The following is a 17,420-nucleotide window of genomic DNA, read 5'->3' on the forward strand; positions in this document are numbered from 1 at the left end:
ATCACTGAAAGCTCTCGATCGTTGTTTTGATCATTTCGTGTACAACCCGTCCTTGCTCCAGATAGGCAAAGTTGGAAAAGTCTTGTTTTATTATTAGGGCATAGAACGCATCAATATCTTCAGCTGTTGCAGGGTCTTGACCTGCCTGCTCGACTTTGTGGTTAGCGGTGCTGCTGTTTCTCGCAAGTCGAAGCGATAAGTCGCTGAAAGATCGCATGATGATTCCTCATTGTTTTTTGTATTGTGGTTTGTCGTAGCCAGTCAGTTCCATACACAAGAAACTATTTGATACGTGGTAAACCAATGAGGCGGCGCGCTTTTAGTTTTATCGGCTCTGCTTGAGAAACAGGTCGAGCATCGAGTGCCAGTTGATAAGGAAATCTCCCTCATCTGTCCTTAATGTCAGGGTGTGAGGGGGCACAGTGGCGTCTGGTTGTAGCCTCCAGAGTGTCGCCCCGTGAGAAACGAGGTTCCGCTTTACGCACTCGAATTCGTTTGGGCAGCAGAGCAGCGTTGCGTTGACCTGCGGTATTTGACTGGCCAGCAACTGCTTTATAAGAGCGCTTAGGCGCTGTGGCTCGACAGTTTCGTCACAAATGCACCTGATGGCTTGGTTAATGACCAAGGTCGCGCGGTGTTCAAGACTTGCGAGTATTTCCTCACGCTCTTGTTCCCAGCATTTGAGTTGCTTATCGGCGCGTTGCCAGATTTCCACTGAAGCTTTTTCCTGCATGGCCTCACATTGTTCACTCGCTTTTCTTATAAGCTCGTCAGCCTTCGCTTGTGCTTGCACCAAGTGCTGATTGGCAATTTCGACATCTACGAGCGCTTCTCGGGGAACCAAGGGGGTTGGAACGCAGGCAGCGTTCTGGTGTAACTCGATTTTGCGCAGTTGGAGCATTATCGGTCGCCTGGTGCGTGCGTATCAGGACGTGTGTCATGGTCAGACGTGGATGTGACTCGCCAAACCACGGCTTGCCAGAGTGTGATCAATCGGCTGCACGCGTTTTCGAATACTGGAGATCTTTTTTCCACTGCGAGCACTCGCTCAAAGGGAAAGCGTAATCGAAGCCGCTGCCAGACGGTGGGCGCTACCCAATTGCACAGTAATTGCAAAGGGTCATCTTCGGGCAGAAGCATGTCAGGTGAGAGGGCTTTGGAGAGGCTCCTGCACCATTGTTCATGGCTTTCGCTCAAGGAAGGTGCGGATTGGGGAATGACGGTCAGGTGAACCAATTGGAGCGCCAAGTTGAGTTGTTCCGTTGAGGCAATTGCCAGTCGAAGCACGGCAAACTGAGGTTGGGGAGGCAAGCAGGGGGCGGCACCTGCAAGTTCGTTCTTCATCAAGGCCTCACAGCAATGAATCAAAGCAATCTCAGGGTAAAAAAACCGCCAGCTTTCGTGGGCGGATCTCCAAGGAAATGCCCACCATTGAGCCCAAGCCAGATGTTCACTCCTTGATAGAGAATGGTTAATGACCACGCGCAGAACCTTCAGTTACGTCAGGCGCAGGTATTACCTGTTTCGACCGCTGCCGCCGGTTTAACAGGAACAATGTTCCGGCCACCGTCAAAATCAAACCACCCAGCAAAATGATGAGGCTGGTCGACCAAAAACTGCGGTCATCTGCCGGGATCAGGAACGGTCCGAAGTAGACCAGTCGCCTTTGTCCCTGGTAAGCCGTAGCGGGCACGAATATGACGGTAAGTTTTTGCGGGTTGTCCACTGCTGTCGTCATTCCCGGAATACTGCTTGCGACCATTTTGCGAACACGGGCTCGGATATTATCGGGATCAAGGCGAGGATCGTGTTTGATGAACACGGAGGCGGATGCAGGCTGCACCGGTTCTCCAGGCGCAATGCGCTCGGGAAGCACCACATGCACCCGGGCAACTATCACACCATCGATGTTCGAGAGGGTGGCTTCAAGTTCCTGGGATAAGGCGTAGATGTAGCGGGCGCGCTCTTCCAGCGGTGTAGAAATTACGCCCTCCTTCCGAAACGTATCGCCTAGTGTGGCGCGAGCGAGTCTGGGCAGGCCTACGGCCTCCAAAGTGCGAACAGCTCGGCCTAGGTCGCTTGTATCAACACTTACCGTTACCCCATCCTTGGCAGGAATTTTTTGAGCTCGAATATGTTTGTCTGCCAGTTCTGCAATAACTTCATTGGCCTCTTGTTCGGAGAGTTGTCGATGCAATTCGACACGGTCACCGCAACCACTCAACATAAAAAGAAAGGTGAGCGCCACCAGGGTTAACCGCGGGAAGCGTCTGTTTGCTACTGCAGGTTGCATATTTTGTCGACGCACTGGGTTGCTTTGCCGAGGGTTTTTACTAGCAAATGTGACATGAGCAATGCGTTGGAAAGATCATCCGGGTACTTACGTAACGCGTCCCTGTCGGTATTTTTGCTAAGTCTACTGAGGTCTCGTGTTATTTTGTTTTTTGTTGTTTCGAGCGCCGCTGCTGCATTTGTCAGCACATTCATCGTCTCGAGTGGTGCTGCTACAGGCCCTGTCGAAATAGAACGTTCAAGTTGGGAGGTAAAAAAGTCCGCATCAGTACTTGATGGTGAACGATCAGACGCTTGAACGGCGCGTATAAGGCCGGTAGGCGCGATTGAGCTATTGTTTTCCACAAGCATGGGTAACCTCGATAGGTGAGTGATGGGGTTTTACGCTGGCTTGAAGTACCCGCTCAATACGAGAAGCGCCTCCTCGGCTGGTGATCCGAGGAGGTACTTGCATTAACGCCTTTTACCAGCAGCCTCTTTAACGTTGGTATCTTGCTGGGCGTCGTTGTTCAACCTCAATCCGTCAGCCTGTATCTTCTTCGCCCGCTCGCTCTCTGCATTAAGGGCGGGGTTCCCGGCGGTGTCGCCGGCACCGTAGTAGGATGAATAGGAGGAATTGCCGTTAATTGGATTCATAGATCTTCTCCACTTCGCTAGTTGAAAAATATCACGTTGCACAGTCCCCATGTTTTTTGCATCGATTTACAACATGATGTCTGGCACTAACTGTGTGGCAGCCGGTAGTTAAGTGGTTCCCATCATTTACAAAAAACCTAACGTTCCCAGAAGGCGTCTGATGCGCGAGCGTTTTCAACATCCGTTCAGCCAATCCTAAGTTGTTTCATTCGGTAATAAAGTGTGCGTTTGGCGACCCTTAACTCAACCGCTACCAGATCCACATTGCCATTGTGCCGACGCAGTGATTCTTCAATCAGTGATTTCTCGATACGTTGTAAGTGTTCTTTGAGGCCTGCTTCAGATGCCTCATGGTCCTCTCCCTTTACCGACAGCGGAGGAAGCCCCAATACAAAGCGTTTAGCGGTGGAGCTCAGTTCGCGAACGTTGCCGGGCCAGGTATGGCATAACAACTGTTGAAACAAGGAGTTTGGAGGTTGGGGGGAGGGGCATTTAAAAGATTCTGCTTGTTGTCGGATCATGGTCAAAAAAAGCGGGATTATTCGATCTCGGCACTCTCGCAACGACGGGAGCTGGATGTTGACGACACTCAAACGAAAATACAGGTCGCGCCGGAAAGTCCCTCGCTCGACCATTTCATACAACGATCGCTGGGCCGATGCGATGACTCGCATGTCTACCGGGATGAATCGAGTTGAGCCCAGGCGCTCTACGCCACGTGACTCCAGTGTCCGAAGTAGCTTGGCTTGTAAAGACAGCGGCATGCTGTCGATTTCATCCAGATACAGAGTGCCCAAGTGTGCAGCTTCGATAAAGCCCGCCCTGGACTGCACGGCGCCGGTGTACGCACCGCTATTGACGCCGAACAATTGGCTTTCCGCGAGCGTCTCTGGAATGGCCGCACAGTTCACAGGAATGAAGCTGCCCCGTCGGCCTGATAAACGATGAATTCGCCCTGCCAGGGTATCCTTGCCGGTGCCGGTTTCTCCCAGCAACAGAATGTCAATGTTGAGCGGGGCAATGCTGCTCAACATATTTTCAATATCAGGGCCTTCAAGCAGTGAACTATCTGCGTCATTATCCATATGGTCGGGGGCCGACATTGAGTGATTACTCCATAATCGCTACTGCTTCACTATTGATGTGTAGGCTCAGCCTAGTAAATCGAAATTTATAAGCGTTGTCACTTGTCATTGATGAAGTCAGATGCCGGTGTTGTGTAGGATAAGTTTGTGTTTAACTTGGATTTGATGTGCTGTAACAAGAAAAGAATAAAGTGTGTAGGGTAATTCTGAAAAAAATCGGGAATTTAGTAAAAATGTTTTTGACCGGGTGATCCGTCGCCCACAAAAAAGCCGATGCAATACATCGGCTTTTTAGTTGCGGCGTGTACGGCAGTTGATACTTACACGTTGAAACGGAAGTGCATCACGTCGCCATCCTTGACGATATATTCCTTGCCTTCCAGACGCCACTTACCGGCTTCCTTGGTCCCTGCCTCACCCTTGTATTGAATGAAGTCGTTATAAGCGATCACTTCAGCACGGATAAAGCCTTTCTCAAAGTCGGTGTGAATCACGCCAGCGGCCTGTGGCGCCGTGGCGCCGACTTTGACGGTCCACGCGCGGACTTCTTCAACACCGGCAGTGAAGTAGGTCTGCAGATTGAGCATCTCGTAGCCGGCACGGATCACGCGGTTCAGGCCAGGCTCTTCCAGGCCCAGGGCCTCAAGGAACATGTCCTTTTCTTCGCCGTCATCGAGTTCGGCGATTTCCGCTTCGATCTTGTTGCACACCGGGACCACGATGGCACCTTCTTCGTCGGCGATGGCCTTGACCACGTCGAGCAGCGGGTTGTTCTCGAAGCCGTCTTCAGCGACGTTGGCGATGTACATCACAGGTTTGGTGGTCAGCAGGTGGAAACCCTTGATCACGGCCTTCTCGTCGGTGCCCATGCTCTTCATCAGGCTGCGCGCAGGCTTGCCTTCGGTGAAGTGAGCGATCAGCTGTTCCAGCAGGCCTTTCTGAACCACGGCATCCTTGTCGCCGCCCTTGGCGTTGCGCGCAACTTTCTGCAGTTGCTTCTCGCAGCTGTCGAGGTCGGCGAAGATCAGTTCCAGGTCGATGATTTCGATGTCGCGTTTCGGGTCGACGCTGTTGGAAACGTGAATCACGTTCTCGTCTTCAAAGCAGCGGACCACATGGGCGATGGCATCGGTTTCGCGAATGTTGGCCAAAAACTTGTTGCCCAGGCCTTCACCTTTCGACGCGCCGGCGACCAGGCCGGCGATGTCGACGAATTCCATGGTGGTTGGCAGGATGCGCTTTGGGTTGACGATCGCTGCCAGCGCGTCTAGGCGTGGGTCCGGCATCGGCACGATACCGCTGTTGGGCTCGATGGTGCAGAAGGGAAAGTTTTCCGCCGCAATACCGGACTTGGTCAGGGCGTTGAACAAGGTGGATTTGCCGACGTTGGGCAGGCCGACGATGCCGCAATTGAATCCCATGGTGTTTCCCCTCGGTAAAAGTCAGGCCTTCTGGCTGTGCAGGTTTTTCATCGCACGGTTCCATTCACCGGCGAAGATATCCGGCAGCACGCCGAGGGCAAAATCGATGCTGGCATCGAGTTTTTCCTGTTCGGCGCGTGGCGCACGACCCAGGACGAAATTTGAAACCATACTGGCAACGCCTGGGTGGCCAATGCCGAGCCGCAGACGGTAGAAATTATTCTGATTACCCAGCTGCGCGATGATGTCGCGCAGGCCATTGTGCCCACCATGCCCGCCGCCCAACTTGAGTTTGGCAACGCCGGGTGGCAGGTCCAGTTCGTCATGGGCCACCAGGATTTCTTCGGGCTTGATTCGGAAGAATCCCGCAAGCGCCGCGACAGCCTGGCCGCTGCGGTTCATGTAGGTGGTGGGAATCAGCAGACGAACATCCTGACCCTGGTGCGAGAAACGCCCGGTCAGGCCAAAATATTTGCGATCGGCCACAAGGTTGATGCCTTGGGCGTGGGCGATGCGCTCAACAAAAAGGGCCCCCGCGTTATGCCGGGTCTGTTCGTATTCGGCGCCTGGATTTCCCAGGCCAACGATCAGTTTAATGGCAGTCACGACAGGGGCCCTTCCTTTGGAGTTGTGGATAACATCGCCTGACTTGAGTGCGGCGAAAGTGGACAACATTACATCATTTACTCAAGAGTAAACGCCGCGTTATCGCCCGCTTTCTCGCTACGTTTCGGTCCGCGATGTTTCCTCAAGCTCCTTCGTTACAGAGCGTATTACTCTGCAGCGGGTTCTTCAGCTTCATCTTCAGCTACAACACGTGGCGCGTGGACGTTGGCAACAGCCTTGTCGTCGTTGTGAGCCAGTGCAACGAACTCAACGCCTTTAGGCGCCTTGAGGTCGGAGAGGTGAATGATGGTGCCGATTTCAGCGTTCGACAGGTCGACTTCGATGAACTCAGGCAGGTCTTTCGGCAGGCAGCTGACTTCGATCTCGGTGGTGGTGTGGGAAACAACACCGCCTTTCTTGACCGGAGCTTCTTCACCCACAAAGTGCACAGGCACGATAGCGGTCAGTTTCTGGCCCGCTACAACGCGAACGAAGTCAGCGTGCATGATGAACTGCTTGGAAGGGTGACGCTGCATCGCTTTAACGATCACGTTCTGCTTGGCGCCATCGACGTTCAATTCGATAACGTGGCTGTAGGCCGCTTCGTTTTCGAACAGCTTGGCGATTTCCTTGGCCAGAATGGTCACGGATTCAGCAGGCTTGTTACCACCGTAGACAACGGCTGGGATGTTGGCGGCGTGACGCAGGCGGCGGCTCGCACCTTTCCCCAGGTCAGTACGCGCTTGGGCGTTCAGAGTAAAATCGTTCATGTTGTATCTCCAAAATAGCCATCATCGAGGGGCGTTTGCGACCAGCGCCGAACTCGATATGGGCAAAAAAGCCCCGCCCCAGCGGAATGCTGGGGCGGGGCGCTTTTCGTCAGTGGATGGTCCGCAGGTCTGACCCTTAGCGGAACATCGCGCTGATCGATTCTTCGTTACTGATGCGGCGAACCGCTTCGGCAACTACCGGTGCGATATCCAGTTGACGGATACGCGAACAGGCTTGAGCTGCAGCGGACAACGGAATGGTGTTGGTCACCACCAGTTCGTCCAGCATGGAGTTCTCGATGTTTTCGATCGCTCGACCCGACAGCACAGGGTGTGTGCAGTAGGCGAAGACTTTTGCTGCACCGTGCTCCTTCAAGGCTTTCGCCGCGTGGCACAGGGTGCCGGCGGTGTCGACCATGTCATCAACCAGAATACAGGTACGCCCTTCGACATCACCGATGATATGCATCACTTCAGAGTGATTGGCTTTCTCGCGGCGTTTGTCGATGATACCGAGGTCCACGCCCAGGGATTTGGCAACCGCTCGTGCACGCACGACGCCACCAATGTCCGGGGACACGATCATCAGGTTTTCAAAGCGCTGGTCTTCGATGTCATCCACCAGAACGGGGGAGCCGTAGATGTTATCTACTGGAATATCGAAGAATCCCTGGATCTGGTCAGCGTGCAGGTCAACCGTGAGCACACGGTCGATACCTACCACGGTCAGCATGTCAGCAACGACTTTCGCGCTGATGGCCACACGTGCGGAACGCGGACGGCGATCCTGACGGGCATAACCAAAGTAAGGGATTACAGCTGTGATTCGAGTCGCTGAGGAGCGGCGGAAGGCATCAGCCATCACGACGAGTTCCATCAGGTTATCGTTGGTCGGAGCGCAGGTCGGCTGGATAATGAAGACGTCTTTACCGCGGACATTTTCATTGATCTCGGCTGTAATTTCGCCGTCGGAGAATTTACCGACAGAGATGTCACCGAGAGGGATATGCAGCTGACGTACGACACGTCGAGCCAGATCGGGGTTGGCATTCCCCGTAAAGACCATCATCTTGGACACGCGCAGTACCTAGAGGCTGAGGGTAACCTGGATGAGTATTAGAAAATGGCAGGGGCGGCTGGATTCGAACCAACGCATGGCAGGATCAAAACCTGCTGCCTTACCGCTTGGCGACGCCCCTGTATCTGTTGCAACGAGTGCCTAACACTCGATTCCTTTTAGAGCAGATTTTGCAGCTTGCGATGCAACATCGAAACGTTGCTTCCCTTTGCTACAAACCCTGTAAGGGTCTCTGTAAGAAGGGCCGAGACTTTATCAGCTTCAGCTTTGCTTGGGAAGCCCCCAAACACACAACTTCCAGTTCCGGTTAATTTTGCTTCGGTAAATTTACCTAACAAATTCAAAGCGTTACGTACCTCTGGATAACGCCTTGCTACAACCGGTAAGCAGTCATTTCGACTGTTTCCCTTGGGAACGGGGCGCACTTTAATGGGAGAAGAGTTACGTGTCAACAACGGATCTGAAAAAATTTCTGCTGTACTTACAGATACTTGCGGCACCAGCACGAGATACCACGGCTCTTCGGGGTCTACAGGGGTCAGTTTCTCCCCCACGCCCTCGGCAAATGCGGCATGCCCACGCACGAAAACCGGGACGTCGGCACCGAGCGCCAGGCCCAGCGCGGCCAGGCGATCCTGGTCCCAGCCCAGCTGCCACAGGTGGTTGAGCCCGAGCAATGTCGTGGCGGCATTTGAGCTGCCGCCGCCGATACCGCCGCCCATGGGCAGGATTTTATCGATCCAGATATCAATGCCGAGTGGGCAGCCCGATTGCTGCTGAAGATTTTTCGCCGCTTTCACGATCAGGTTGCTGTCGTGGGGCACGCCTGGAAATTCGGTGTGCAGCTTGATCACGCCATCGTCACGCACGGCGAACGTCAGTTCATCGCCGTAGTCGAGAAATTGAAACAGCGTCTGCAACTCGTGGTAGCCGTCTTCACGGCGACCAAGGATGTGCAGCATCAGATTGAGTTTGGCGGGGGAGGGCAGTGTGAGTTTTGCGACTGTCACGTTATTGCCCCAGCTTGCGCGGTTGCCAGTCCTTGATCACCAGCGTGACGTCAAGGTCGGTGCCGTGCAGTTTGATGCGCTCGGGCAGCCAGTAACCGTTCTGTTGCACGTAGCTCAGGTACTCGACCTGCCAGCCATCCTGCTCCAGGGAGGCCAGGCGACTGTCGCCATTGAGGCTCAAGCGACTTTTGCTGTCCGGCGCCGGGAGTCCGCGCACCCACCACACCAGGTGCGAGACCGGCAGTTTCCAGCCGATCTGCTGCTCCAGCAGTTCTTCCGGGGAGGTCGCTTCGTAGCGGCCCTGGTTGGCCACTTCAAGGCTCACTTGCCCGGGGCGTCCGGTCAAGCGGGCCGCACCGCGACCCAGCGGGCCGGAGAGGCGAATATCGTAGTAATCCTGGCGCTGCAGCCAGAACAAGGTGCCGCTGCCGGAATCCTTTGGCGCGCGCACCCCGACCTTGCCTTCGATCTGCCAGCCGTCGATGCTGCTGAGCTGGTCCTTGTGCTGTTGCCACTGTGCCGGGTTGCCCTGGCCTTCAACGGATTCGCGGGAACCAAAACCCGCGCAACCGGCGAGCAGGGCGATGAAACTGAAAACGATAACGTGGCGCAAAAACATAAGCTTATAGGGTCTCGGATCCGGTCAGGCGCTTGATGGTGCTGCGCAGGATAGGGCTTTCGGGTTGTTCCTTGAGGAATTTTTCCCAGATCTGTCGCGCTTCGCGTTGCTTGCCGTTGACCCACAACACTTCGCCCAGGTGAGCGGCGACTTCATGGTCGGGGAAGCGCTCCAGGGCCTGGCGCAGCAAGCGCTCGGCCTCGTCGAGGTTGCCCAGGCGATAATTGACCCAGCCCAGGCTGTCGAGCACGGCCGGGTCTTCCGGGTTGAGCTTGTGGGCCTGTTCGATCAGCGCCTTGGCTTCGGCGTAGCGCGTGGTGCGGTCGGACAAGGTGTACCCCAGGGCGTTGAGGGCCATGGCGTTGTCCGGGTCACGCTTGATGATCAGGCGCAGGTCTTTTTCCATCTGCGCCAGGTCATTGCGTTTTTCCGCCTGCATGGCGCGGGTATAGAGCAGGTTGAGGTCGTCGGGGTATTGCAGCAACGCTTGTTGCAACAATTTCCAGGCGCGTTCGCTCTGGTTGTTGGCCGACAGGGTCTCGGCCTGGATCAGGTACAACTGGATCGCGTAGTCCGGTTCGGCATCGCGGGCCGCGGCCAGGCGTTTCTCCGCTTCGTCGGTACGACCGTTGCTCATCAGGATGTCGGCCTGGCGCAACTGGGCCGGCAGGTAATCGTTGCCTGGGCCGACCTGGGCGTATTCAAGCAGCGCCGCTTGCGGGTCGTTGCGCTCTTCAGCGATGCGGCCGAGATTCAGGTGCGCCGAATCCACATGGCTTTCGCGCGCCACCAGCTCTTCCAGATAGCCCTTGGCCTCGTCCCAGGCCTTGGCTTCCAGGCACACCAGTGCGAGGGAGTAGCGCAGCTCGTCGTCGTCCGGGTATTGCTGGACCAGGTTGGCGAACTGCACTTTGGCGTCCTCCATGCGGTCCTGCTCAACCAGCATCCGCGCGTAAGTCAGGCGCAGGCGCTTGTCGTCCGGGTATTTCTTGATGCTTTTTTCCAGCAGCGGAATCGCTTCCTTGCCGCGGTTGAGGTTTTGCAACAGGCGTGCGCGCAGCAGGATCGGTGCGATCTCGCCTTCCTCCGGCGGGTTCTGCTCCAGCAGCTTGAGGGCGGCGTCGGCTTCATCGTCCTGTTGCAGCAACAGCGCTTTGCCGAAAATCAGCTGGCTGTTCTTCGGATGCTTTTGCAGCAGGCGGTCGAAACTCTTCATCAGGCCATTGCGCGTGTCCTGGTCGGTATCGGCAGCCGACAGCGCCAGGAAGTCGAAATGCGTGTCGCCCTTGCCCTGCAAGACTTTTTCCATGTAGACCATGGAGTCGTCATAGCGCCCGGCGCGTGCCAACTGCACGGCGGCTGCACGTTGAGCCTCCAGGTCGTCCGGGGCGTTTTTCGCCCAGATCAACGAGGCGTCCAGCGCAGCCTGGTCGGCCCCCAGGTACTCGGCGATGCGAAACGCGCGCTCCGAGATACCGGGGTCCTGGGTATTGATGGCCTGGGTGACGTAGTTGTCCAGCGCAATATCGAAGCGATTACGCTGGCCGGCCAGTTCTGCGGTCAGCAGGCTGTAGACCGTTTCTTCGCTGAACGAGGAATAAACCTTGGGCTTTTCAGGGACGGGGGAGCTGTCTTCCACCGGCTGCGCAGCGTCCGGCGCCACGGGGGCCATGGCCTGGCAGCCGCTGAGGAAGACAAAAGCAAGGAGCAACGCGGAAGATCTATTCATATAGGAAGAGGACGACTAACCTGCGGTCGGATCATCATGACACAAGCCTTCGGCCAAACATAACCGGGGCACTCGGAATACGACTATTGCTGCCTTTTGCCTTTTTGCCTTTGTAGGAGCGAGCTTGCTCGCGAAAAACCTGAGAGCGCCGCTGAGCTCCAGGCTTTCCGCGTTATCGTTGACGATTTTCGCGAGCAAGCTCGCTCCTACAAAGTGGCATTGATAGGCATAAGGTATAGGGACAATAGACGACGGTGGTTGTTCTGGATCTTTCGAAGTAGGACAATTGTCGGCTTCCCGACATCATCAGCGATATTGAATGGCCTTCCTCGCACTCGGTATTAACCACAAGACTGCCTCAGTAGACGTGCGCGAGCGCGTGGCGTTTACGCCGGAGCAGTTGGTTGAGGCCTTGCAGCAGCTCTGCCGGCTCACCGACAGTCGCGAAGCTGCGATCCTTTCGACCTGCAATCGCAGTGAGCTTTATATAGAGCAGGAGCATCTCTCGGCGGATGTCGTGCTGCGCTGGCTGGCCGATTATCACCATTTGGACCTCGACGACCTGCGCGCCAGCGCTTATGTGCATGAAGAGGATGCGGCCGTTCGTCACATGATGCGCGTGGCGGCCGGTCTCGACTCACTGGTGTTGGGTGAGCCGCAGATTCTGGGCCAGATGAAGTCAGCCTATGCTGTGGCCCGCGAGGCCGGCACCGTCGGCCCGCTGCTGGGGCGTCTGTTCCAGGCCACCTTCAATTCCGCCAAGCAAGTGCGCACCGACACGGCCATCGGCGAGAACCCGGTGTCCGTGGCGTTTGCCGCCGTCAGCCTGGCCAAGCAGATTTTCAGCGACTTGCAGCGCAGCCAGGCGCTGCTGATCGGTGCCGGCGAAACCATTACCCTGGTCGCCCGCCACCTGCATGAGCTGGGCGTGAAGCGTATCGTGGTGGCCAACCGCACGCTTGAGCGCGCGAGCATCCTCGCCGAGCAGTTCGGCGCGCATGCCGTGTTGCTGTCGGACATCCCGGCCGAACTGGTGCGCAGCGACATCGTCATCAGCTCCACCGCCAGCCAGTTGCCGATTCTGGGCAAAGGCGCGGTCGAGAGCGCGTTGAAGCTGCGCAAGCACAAGCCGATCTTTATGGTGGATATTGCCGTTCCCCGGGATATCGAGCCTGAAGTCGGCGAGTTGGACGACGTTTACCTCTATAGCGTCGATGATTTGCACGAAGTGGTCGCCGAAAACCTCAAGAGTCGCCAGGGCGCTGCCCAGGCCGCCGAGGAAATGGTCAGCGTCGGCGCTGAGGATTTCATGGTGCGCCTGCGCGAGCTGGCGGCGGTGGATGTGCTCAAGGCGTATCGTCAGCAGGGCGAACGCCTGCGCGATGAGGAACTGATCAAGGCCCAGCGGCTGTTGGCCAATGGCAGCAGCGCCGAGGAGGTGCTGATGCAGCTGGCCCGTGGCCTGACCAACAAGCTGCTCCACGCGCCTAGCGTACAGTTGAAAAAGCTTACCGCCGAAGGCCGCCTCGATGCGCTGGCCATGGCCCAGGAACTCTTTGCCCTCGGTGAGGGCGCGTCAGATAGCTCTTCGGATAAAAAACCGCAATGAAAGCGTCACTGCTCAATAAACTGGACGTGCTCCAGGACCGTTTCGAAGAACTGACCGCCTTGCTCGGCGATGGCGAGGTCATCTCCGATCAAAGCAAATTCCGCGCTTATTCCAAGGAATACGCCGAAGTTGAACCGGTCGTGACCACCTACAAAGACCTGCTGAAAGTGCAGGCCGACCTCGAGGGCGCCCAGGCGCTGCTCAAGGACAACGACCCGGACATGCGCGAAATGGCCGTGGAAGAAGTGCGCGAGGCCAAGGAAAAACTCGCCGAACTGGAAGGCGACCTGCAACGGATGTTGCTGCCCAAAGACCCTAACGATGGGCGCAACGTGTACCTCGAAATCCGCGCCGGCACCGGCGGCGACGAGGCGGCGATTTTCTCCGGCGACCTGTTTCGCATGTACTCGCGTTACGCCGAGCGTCGCGGCTGGCGTGTGGAAATCCTGTCCGAGAACGAAGGCGAGCACGGCGGCTATAAAGAAGTCATCGCGCGGGTTGAAGGCGATAATGTCTACGGCAAGCTCAAGTTCGAGTCCGGCGCGCACCGTGTGCAGCGCGTCCCGGCGACGGAGTCCCAAGGCCGTATCCACACGTCGGCCTGTACCGTGGCGGTGTTGCCCGAGCCGGACGAGCAGGAAGCGATCGAGATCAACCCGGCGGACTTGCGCGTTGACACCTACCGCTCGTCGGGCGCGGGCGGCCAGCACGTCAACAAGACCGACTCGGCGATCCGCATCACCCACTTGCCGTCGGGCATCGTGGTGGAATGCCAGGAAGAACGTTCCCAGCACAAGAACCGTGCGCGGGCGATGTCCTGGCTGTCGGCCAAGTTGAATGACCAGCAGACCAGCGCCGCCGCCAACGCGATTGCCAGCGAGCGCAAGCTGCTGGTGGGCTCGGGCGATCGCTCCGAACGCATCCGCACCTACAACTTTGCCCAGGGCCGGGTCACCGACCATCGGGTCAACCTCACCCTGTATTCCCTGGATGAAATCCTGGCCGGTGGCGTGGATGCGGTGATCGAGCCGCTGCTCGCCGAATACCAGGCCGATCAATTGGCGGCGATAGGTGAATAAATGACCATCATTGCCAGCCTGTTGCGCGCCGCCGACCTGCCCGACTCGCCCTCCGCGCGCCTGGATGCCGAGCTGCTGCTGGCCGCTGCCCTGGGCAAGTCCCGCAGCTACTTGCACACCTGGCCGGAAAAGATCGTCAGCAGCGAGCACGCCCTGACGTTTGCCGATTATCTGCAACGCCGTCGCGGCGGTGAGCCGGTGGCCTATATCCTCGGCCAGCAAGGCTTCTGGAAGCTGGACCTGGAGGTGGCGCCCCACACGCTGATCCCGCGTCCGGATACCGAACTGCTGGTGGAGGCTGCCCTGGAATTGTTGCCGGGCATGCCTGCCAAGGTCTTGGACCTGGGCACCGGCAGCGGTGCCATCGCCCTGGCCCTGGCCAGTGAGCGTGCGATGTGGCAGGTCACGGCGGTCGACCGCGTGCTGGAGGCCGTGGCCCTGGCCGAGCGCAACCGCCAGCGGCTGCACCTCAATAATGCGGTGGTGCTCAACAGCCATTGGTTCGATGCGCTGCAAGGCCATACCTATGACCTGATCATCAGCAACCCGCCGTATATCGCCGCCAACGACCCGCACCTGGCCGCAGGCGACGTGCGCTTTGAGCCGGCCAGCGCACTGGTGGCCGGCCATGACGGGCTGGACGACCTGCGCCTGATCATCCAGCAGGCCCCGGCCCACTTGAATGCCGGCGGCCGTGTGTTGCTGGAACATGGCTACGACCAGGCCGCTGCCGTGCGTGACCTGTTGCTCAGTGAAGGCTTTGAACAGGTGCACAGCCGTATCGACCTCGGCGGCCATGAACGTATCACCCTGGGACGCCGCCCGTGCTGAGCGACCACGAGCTGTTGCGCTACAGCCGGCAGATCCTGTTGCAGCAGGTCGACATCGACGGCCAATTGCGCCTGAAAAACAGCCGCGCGTTGATCGTCGGCCTGGGAGGGCTGGGTGCGCCGGTCGCGCTGTACCTGGCCGCCGCCGGGGTCGGCGAGCTGCATCTGGCGGATTTCGACACAGTCGACCTGACCAACCTGCAACGCCAGATCATCCATGACACTGACAGCGTCGGGCAGACCAAGGTTGATTCGGCCCTGCGTCGGCTGAGCGCGATCAACCCCGAAGTCACGCTGGTCGCCCATCGCGCCGCGCTGGATGCCGAATCATTGGCCGCGGCCGTTGCAGCGGTGGATGTGGTACTCGATTGCAGCGACAATTTTTCCACCCGCGAAGCGGTCAATGCTGCCTGCGTTGTCGCCGGCAAACCGTTGGTCAGTGGCGCGGCGATTCGCCTTGAAGGGCAGTTGTCGGTCTTCGACCCACGGCGCCCCGAAAGCCCCTGCTACCACTGCTTGTACGGGCACGGCAGCGACACCGAACTGACCTGCAGCGAAGCCGGCGTCGTCGGCCCGCTGGTGGGGCTGGTCGGCAGCCTGCAAGCGTTGGAAGCCTTGAAGCTGCTGGCCGGATTTGGCGAGCCGCTGGTGGGGCGCTTGTTGCTGATCGATGCGCTGACCACGCGGTTTCGTGAGTTGCGCGTCAAACGCGACCCGGCTTGCAGCGTGTGCGGGACGCACCATGCTTAAGGACGCGCCCATCGGTGTGTTCGATTCCGGGGTCGGCGGCTTGTCGGTACTGGACGAAATCCAGCAGTTATTGCCCCATGAGTCACTCTTGTACGTGGCTGATTGCGGGCATATCCCCTATGGCGAGAAAACCCCGGTCTTCATCCGCGAGCGTTCGCGGCGGGTTGCCGAGTTTTTTCACCGGCAGGGCGCCAAGGCCTTCGTGATTGCCTGTAACACGGCGACGGTTGCCGCCGTTGCCGATTTGCGCCAGGACTACCCCGATTGGCCCTTGGTCGGCATGGAGCCTGCGGTAAAACCGGCGGCTGCCGCGACGCGCAGTGGCGTGGTCGGCGTGCTGGCCACCACCGGCACCCTGCAAAGTGCCAAGTTCGCCGCCTTGCTCGACCGCTTCGCCACTGACGTGCGGGTGATTACCCAACCCTGTCCGGGCCTGGTGGAGTTGATTGAAACCGGCGACCTGAACAGCCCGGCCCTGCGCCAGTTATTGCAGGGCTACGTCGAACCGCTGCTCAGCGCCGGTTGCGACACCATCATCCTCGGCTGCACCCACTATCCCTTCCTCAAACCACTGCTGGCGCAGATGCTCCCCGCGAGCATCATCCTGATCGACACCGGCGCCGCCGTCGCGCGCCAACTCAAGCGTCTACTGGGTGAGCGGGACTTGCTGGCCGGCTGTGCACCTCGCCCAGCGCAGTTCTGGACCAGCGGTGATGTCAGTCACCTCAGAAATATCCTACCGACACTTTGGAAATACCCTGGAGTTGTGCGAAGCTTCGCCTCGTGAAAATTTCGTGAAATCTCGCTGAACTTCTGGCTCTACGCTGGCTTCTATTGCGAGATGGCCTGTAAATAATCAATAACTTCGTTCGCAAAGGTAGTTTCTATGAAGCGCTTGTTCTGTATGGCTGCTATTGCGGCTGTGATGGTGGGACACTCTATTACCACCCAGGCCGCCGGCCTGGAGTTCGGGCTGGGCAGCACCAGCGATTCAACGCTGACGTACCGTCTGGGCCTGACCTCCGATTGGGACAAAAGCTGGATGCAGAGCAATGTCGGTCGCCTGACGGGCTACTGGAGCGGCGCTTATACGTATTGGGAAGGTGATGACCGTGCAGGCGCCAGCAGCCTGTCGTTCTCGCCGGTGTTCGTATATGAGTTTGCCGGGGAATCGGTCAAACCTTACATCGAGGCCGGGATCGGGGTAGCGTTGTTCTCCCGCACCAAGCTGGAAGACAACAACATCGGCCAGTCCTTCCAGTTCGAAGACCGCCTGGGTTTCGGCCTGCGGTTTGCCGGCGGGCATGAAGTGGGCATTCGTGCCACGCACTATTCCAACGCCGGTATCAGCAGCAATAACGATGGGGTAGAGAGCTACGCGCTGCACTACACCATGCCGCTGTAACGTTCAAGAACACCGAAAAACCAATGTGGGAGGGGCGGTGCGACGATTCGACTTGCCCCCGATGGCGTTGTGTCAGTCACCTATAATTTGACTGACCCACCGCAATCGGGGGCAAGCCCCCTCCCACATTTGGATCTCTACTCATTTGAGTATCAGCGATACACCGTGGCAATGCCTGCACGCTCTTCAAGGCACTCCGGCGCCCCCATCTCGAACTCCCTGCATATCAACGGCCGAAGCTCATAGATCGTGCACATCATCGTGTCCCGGTCCAACGCCGCACACCAGCCATCATCCAGGCGCAGCATCACTTCGCCGCCCCAGTCATCGGTGTCGATATAGCGCGGCGGCACGCCGGTGTCGGTGATCAGCATCACTTCCAACTGGCAGCAGCAGGCCGCGCACGTCGAGCAGGTGACGGCAGGTTCAGTGATTTGGGTGTGAGGGATGTTGGTCATAGGCCGGCAGCTTCAAGCTTTAAGCGGCAAGCTGCAAGCAGAA

20 protein-coding genes and 1 tRNA gene are annotated in these 17,420 nt (G+C 57.7%); 6 read left to right on the plus strand and 15 right to left on the minus strand.

Going from position 1 to position 17,420, the window contains the following annotated elements; all coding sequences use genetic code 11:
- Position 1 precedes the first annotated feature (1 nt).
- The 14 genes from BOP93_RS03545 to BOP93_RS03615 form a co-directional block, all read right to left on the minus strand.
- Positions 2 to 217, minus strand: coding sequence for a hypothetical protein (locus BOP93_RS03545; protein ID WP_101218170.1), 216 nt, complete (start codon positions 215 to 217; stop codon positions 2 to 4).
- 108 nt (positions 218 to 325) lie between these two features.
- Positions 326 to 901 (minus strand): type III secretion system stator protein SctL, encoded by a 576-nt coding sequence (gene sctL, locus BOP93_RS03550; RefSeq protein WP_104501574.1) that lies wholly within the window; start codon positions 899 to 901, stop codon positions 326 to 328.
- Positions 902 to 1,471: 570 nt separating this feature from the next.
- Positions 1,472 to 2,293, minus strand: coding sequence for a type III secretion system inner membrane ring lipoprotein SctJ (gene sctJ / locus BOP93_RS03560; RefSeq protein ID WP_065950597.1), 822 nt, complete (start codon positions 2,291 to 2,293; stop codon positions 1,472 to 1,474).
- Entirely contained in the window at positions 2,278 to 2,643 is a 366-nt protein-coding gene (locus BOP93_RS27755) for a type III secretion apparatus protein RspB (RefSeq protein ID WP_232790508.1), read from the minus strand. Before BOP93_RS27755 ends, sctJ begins: the two co-directional genes overlap by 16 nt.
- 102 nt (positions 2,644 to 2,745) lie before the next feature.
- The gene (locus tag BOP93_RS03570) at positions 2,746 to 2,928 is read right to left on the minus strand and encodes a hypothetical protein (RefSeq protein ID WP_104501576.1); all 183 of its coding nucleotides are present in this window, start codon (positions 2,926 to 2,928) and stop codon (positions 2,746 to 2,748) included.
- 185 nt (positions 2,929 to 3,113) lie between these two features.
- On the minus strand, positions 3,114 to 4,031 hold the full coding sequence (locus BOP93_RS03575; RefSeq protein ID WP_104501577.1) for a sigma 54-interacting transcriptional regulator: 918 nt from the start codon (positions 4,029 to 4,031) through the stop codon (positions 3,114 to 3,116).
- Between the two features lie 302 nt (positions 4,032 to 4,333).
- Positions 4,334 to 5,434, minus strand: coding sequence for a redox-regulated ATPase YchF (gene ychF, locus BOP93_RS03580; RefSeq protein WP_104501578.1), 1,101 nt, complete (start codon positions 5,432 to 5,434; stop codon positions 4,334 to 4,336).
- Between the two features lie 21 nt (positions 5,435 to 5,455).
- Entirely contained in the window at positions 5,456 to 6,040 is a 585-nt protein-coding gene (pth, locus tag BOP93_RS03585) for an aminoacyl-tRNA hydrolase (RefSeq protein ID WP_003188350.1), read from the minus strand.
- 167 nt (positions 6,041 to 6,207) lie between these two features.
- Entirely contained in the window at positions 6,208 to 6,810 is a 603-nt protein-coding gene (locus BOP93_RS03590) for a 50S ribosomal protein L25/general stress protein Ctc (protein WP_065888041.1), read from the minus strand.
- A 136-nt stretch (positions 6,811 to 6,946) separates the two neighbouring features.
- On the minus strand, positions 6,947 to 7,888 hold the full coding sequence (locus tag BOP93_RS03595; RefSeq protein ID WP_003208392.1) for a ribose-phosphate pyrophosphokinase: 942 nt from the start codon (positions 7,886 to 7,888) through the stop codon (positions 6,947 to 6,949).
- 46 nt (positions 7,889 to 7,934) lie between these two features.
- Positions 7,935 to 8,009: transfer RNA gene (locus tag BOP93_RS03600), tRNA-Gln, on the minus strand.
- A 37-nt stretch (positions 8,010 to 8,046) separates the two neighbouring features.
- On the minus strand, positions 8,047 to 8,850 hold the full coding sequence (ispE, locus tag BOP93_RS03605) for a 4-(cytidine 5'-diphospho)-2-C-methyl-D-erythritol kinase (RefSeq protein ID WP_237140421.1): 804 nt from the start codon (positions 8,848 to 8,850) through the stop codon (positions 8,047 to 8,049).
- A 49-nt stretch (positions 8,851 to 8,899) separates the two neighbouring features.
- Positions 8,900 to 9,517, minus strand: a complete 618-nt coding sequence (gene lolB, locus BOP93_RS03610; protein ID WP_065891723.1) for a lipoprotein insertase outer membrane protein LolB — start codon at positions 9,515 to 9,517, stop codon at positions 8,900 to 8,902.
- Positions 9,518 to 9,521: 4 nt separating this feature from the next.
- Positions 9,522 to 11,246 (minus strand): tetratricopeptide repeat protein, encoded by a 1,725-nt coding sequence (locus BOP93_RS03615; RefSeq protein ID WP_104501580.1) that lies wholly within the window; start codon positions 11,244 to 11,246, stop codon positions 9,522 to 9,524.
- 319 nt (positions 11,247 to 11,565) lie between these two features.
- On the opposite strand from BOP93_RS03615, the gene hemA reads away from it, so the two are divergent.
- From hemA to BOP93_RS03650, 6 genes are all read left to right on the plus strand, one after another.
- Positions 11,566 to 12,855, plus strand: a complete 1,290-nt coding sequence (gene hemA, locus BOP93_RS03625) for a glutamyl-tRNA reductase (RefSeq protein ID WP_104501582.1) — start codon at positions 11,566 to 11,568, stop codon at positions 12,853 to 12,855.
- Positions 12,852 to 13,934, plus strand: a complete 1,083-nt coding sequence (gene prfA / locus BOP93_RS03630) for a peptide chain release factor 1 (RefSeq protein WP_065891721.1) — start codon at positions 12,852 to 12,854, stop codon at positions 13,932 to 13,934. The genes hemA and prfA overlap by 4 nt, the downstream gene beginning before the upstream one ends.
- The gene (gene prmC, locus BOP93_RS03635) at positions 13,935 to 14,765 is read left to right on the plus strand and encodes a peptide chain release factor N(5)-glutamine methyltransferase (protein WP_104501583.1); all 831 of its coding nucleotides are present in this window, start codon (positions 13,935 to 13,937) and stop codon (positions 14,763 to 14,765) included.
- Positions 14,759 to 15,514: a molybdopterin-synthase adenylyltransferase MoeB gene (locus BOP93_RS03640; RefSeq protein WP_104501584.1), complete on the plus strand. Its 756-nt coding sequence runs from the start codon at positions 14,759 to 14,761 to the stop codon at positions 15,512 to 15,514. Before prmC ends, BOP93_RS03640 begins: the two co-directional genes overlap by 7 nt.
- Complete coding sequence (gene murI, locus BOP93_RS03645; protein ID WP_104501585.1) at positions 15,507 to 16,301, plus strand: glutamate racemase; 795 nt, start codon at positions 15,507 to 15,509, stop codon at positions 16,299 to 16,301. Before BOP93_RS03640 ends, murI begins: the two co-directional genes overlap by 8 nt.
- Positions 16,302 to 16,400: 99 nt before the next feature.
- A complete protein-coding gene (locus BOP93_RS03650; RefSeq protein WP_065888032.1) occupies positions 16,401 to 16,919 on the plus strand; it encodes an acyloxyacyl hydrolase in 519 nt (172 codons plus the stop codon).
- 152 nt (positions 16,920 to 17,071) lie between these two features.
- On the opposite strand, the gene BOP93_RS03655 is transcribed toward BOP93_RS03650, so the two are convergent.
- The gene (locus BOP93_RS03655; RefSeq protein ID WP_065891716.1) at positions 17,072 to 17,377 is read right to left on the minus strand and encodes a YkgJ family cysteine cluster protein; all 306 of its coding nucleotides are present in this window, start codon (positions 17,375 to 17,377) and stop codon (positions 17,072 to 17,074) included.
- Positions 17,378 to 17,420 lie beyond the last annotated feature (43 nt).

The sequence above is a fragment of the Pseudomonas orientalis genome, from assembly GCF_002934065.1.
Classification (GTDB): domain Bacteria; phylum Pseudomonadota; class Gammaproteobacteria; order Pseudomonadales; family Pseudomonadaceae; genus Aquipseudomonas; species Aquipseudomonas orientalis_A.